2 protein-coding genes are annotated in these 3,028 nt (G+C 59.5%); one reads left to right on the forward strand and one right to left on the reverse strand.

The annotated features are described in order from the left end of the window. Nucleotides 1-1,751: cytochrome c3 family protein (locus OQK_RS23770; RefSeq protein WP_238537254.1), on the reverse strand; the 1,751-nt coding region annotated here is incomplete at its 3' end. A 211-nt stretch (nucleotides 1,752-1,962) separates the two neighbouring features. Here OQK_RS23770 and OQK_RS23775 point away from each other — a divergent pair. Continuing rightward, a complete protein-coding gene (locus OQK_RS23775) occupies nucleotides 1,963-2,640 on the forward strand; it encodes a DUF3313 domain-containing protein (protein WP_016774611.1) in 678 nt (225 codons plus the stop codon). Nucleotides 2,641-3,028: the final 388 nt, after the last annotated feature.

Genomic DNA, 3,028 nt, shown 5'->3' on the forward strand with positions numbered 1-3,028 from the left:
GCACCGAGCAGATCCCGCGCGGCGACGATGCGCACGGCTTTCACTGGATCATTGAGCAACGGCGCCAATAACGGCGCACGCTCGGGCGGCGGCAGGAATGCGCTGATCGCCCGCACCGCACTGTCACGCACCTGTGGCTCTGGATGTTTCAGATCCTGAGTGGCCAGTTTCAGCGCCTGTTCGCTCGGGTACAGCGGCAATTCCGCCAGCAACGTTGCGCGCTGGATCGCCGGCAGGTTGCTGCGCTGCAATTGCTGGTACAGCGCGTCGGCGGCGCCGGGCTGGCCATTGCGGATCAGCCACAGGCTTTCGTCATAGCGTAGCGCCTGCTGGGCCGGGGAGGCGGTGGCGTTCCACAATTTGAACTGCGCGGTGACCTTGTCGCCGGCCTTGCCCTGGTGACAGGTCAGGCAGGCGTCTGGCGTGCCGAGTTTCTGCGCACGCTCCGGGTTGGGAATGCTGAAACTGTGGTCGTGCCGAAAGTCGTTGCCCATGTAGAACTTGCCAGGCATGTGGCAATCGACGCACTGCGAGCCGGGTTGGCCCATGGCGTGGCGGGTGTGTTCGATGGAGTCGTAATTCTTCGCTTGCAGACCCTTGCCGTCGACGTCGGCGACCGAAGTCTCGCCCGCCGTATTGTGGCATTGCAGGCACACGGCGTTGCCCGGTGCCTTCAGTTCGTTGCTGTGCGGGTTATGGCAATTGCTGCAGCGCACGCCCTTGTCGAACATTTTGCTTTGCAGGAACGAGCCGTGTTCGAACACTTCGTCCTTGATCTTGCCGTCCAGCGCATAGAGTTCGCGGGTCAGGGCGCTGGGCAGGTAGTCGTCCATCAGCCGCTTGCCGACGGTAAAGCCATCGCCCAGCGGTGCGCGGCGGGAATGGCAGCGCGCGCAGGTTTCGATTTCTACCGTGGCGTTCTTGTCCTTGAGATCGACGTCGAAGCCCTTATGGATCAAATCGTCTTTTTTCTGCGCCCACTCCAGGTGATTCGACGCCGGGCCATGACAGGCCTGACAGCCGACTCCGAGACTGTTCCATTGACTGTTGAAGCTGTTGCTCGCTGCATCGAAATTGCGCTTGAAACCGGTGGTGTGGCATTCGACGCACATGAAATTGGCGTTCTGGCTCGGTTTGCTCCAGTGCAGCGGATTCTTGAAATTCACGCCCTGGCCGGCGTACAGATGAAACCAGCGATTTTTCTCGGTATCCCACGCCACGCCGAGGGCTTGCAGACGCCCCTGACCGACCTCGATCAGATATTGCTGTAGCGGCGCGATGCCGAAGGTGTAGGCCACTTTGAAGTCGGCATTCTTGCCGTCGATGCCGGGCGCATTGACCCAGAATTCATCGCCCTTGCGGGTGAACTTTGTGGTCTCGTTTTCGGCCTTGAAGGTCACGTTGTTGAAGTCGCCGAGGGTGGTTTCGGCGGTCGCTGGCTGCATGGCCAATTGGTGATGCGAGCCTTGCCAGTCCTTGACCTGTTCGCTGTGGCAGCCCTGGCATTGCTGCTCATCGACCATGCTGGCCGGTTTGCTTGCCACAGTCGGTTGCGGCTTGGCTGGCGGTGCTACAGGCGTGCTGATCGCTGCGGGTTTGACGGGGGCCGGCGCCGGGCTGAACAGGAACCAGCCAATGCCCGCCACGGCCGCCAGCAGCACACCGATGGTGATTGGAAACAGGTAACGCGAAAAAGAGGAGGGTGATGCGTCAGGTTCAGGTTGCACCGCGTTGTTTTTGTGCTTGGGCATTGCGACTTCCGTAGTCCGGTGCGTTGGCCTTCTGGCGTGCATACATCTGGATGCAGCTTTGCCGCATGCAGCGCGTCTGTCAAATAAGCGCTGTGACTTGCTGCGCAGCGCCGTGTGAATTTTGTAATTTGCAATCGCAATTGCTGCGGTTTTAGCTATACCTGTAACTTCCCCTATGCAAACGATTTGGCCTTCTGACAGGAGTTACAGCATGAAGCTAGCCGTAATGATGGGCACGCTGTGCATCGCCACCCTGGGTGTGGTGGGTTGTTCCAGCAAAACCGTCGAGCCAGACCAGTACTCCGGTTTTCTCAAGGATTACAGTCAACTGAAGGAGACCAAATCACCGTCGGGTGCCGAGGTGATGCGCTGGATGGACCCGAAACTCGACATCAACAAATTCAGCAGCGTCTATGTCGAACCGAGCCAGTTGTATCCGAAGCCGCAAGCGACGGAAAAAATCCCCCAGCAGACCCTCAATGGCATCACCAGTTATTACGATCAGGCGCTCAAGCGTGAGCTGAGCAAGTCGCTGCCGCTGGCCACTGGTCCGGGGCCTGGCGTCATCGTGATCCGGCCGGCGATCACGGCGGTGAGCAGCAAGACCGAGGGCCTGCATGTGTATGAGGTGATTCCGATTGCCTTGGTGGCTGCTGCGGTGAGCACGGCCACTGGTATTCGCGATCAGGAAACCACGTTGGCCACTGAGGCGGTGTTCCTCGACGGCAGCAGTAACAAGGTGGTGGCTCAAGTGGTGCGCAAGGGTACCGGTCAGCCGCTGGAAAATTCCTCGCAGGTGATGAAAGCCACTGATGTCAAAGCGGTGATCGATGGTTGGGCGAGTGACATGCATCAGACGTATCTGAAGCTGAAGTCCGAGGCCAAGTGATGTCGTGAGGCTTGGGCCTCTTTGCGAGCAGGCTGGCTCCCGCTATTTTGGTGGGGCCTGCCTCCTGGTTTTTTGGGTACATATCCGTTGCTGCGGGTGTTGCTGATTACGGTTTCGCCCTTACGGCGAGGCACTTTTTCCAGACGCCGAAAAAGTACCCAAAAAGGCTTGCTCCTACGTTCGGCCCTCGCAGGCTCGGGTTCCTTCGCTGCGGGATCGATCCGGGCGCAGCGGCTACGGTTTGCTTCGCTGCACCTCCTTCCGCTGTGTCTGGCTGCGCCAGACGGTCGCTACGCTCCCACCCCCGGATCAATCCCTCCGCTCAGCCTTCCGACGTCGCCGGTGGATCAAGATCAAAAGCACTCGAGCTAACGCTCATTGTTGAGTG

Origin of the sequence: Pseudomonas sp. R62 (assembly GCF_000257605.1) — a bacterium.
Classification (GTDB): Bacteria; Pseudomonadota; Gammaproteobacteria; order Pseudomonadales; family Pseudomonadaceae; genus Aquipseudomonas; species Aquipseudomonas atacamensis.

Excerpts from the sequence above, each read along its gene's own strand:
- OQK_RS23775 (WP_016774611.1), top strand. The coding sequence starts at position 1,963 with ATGAAGCTAGCCGTAATGATGGGCACGCTGTGCATCGCCACCCTGGGT.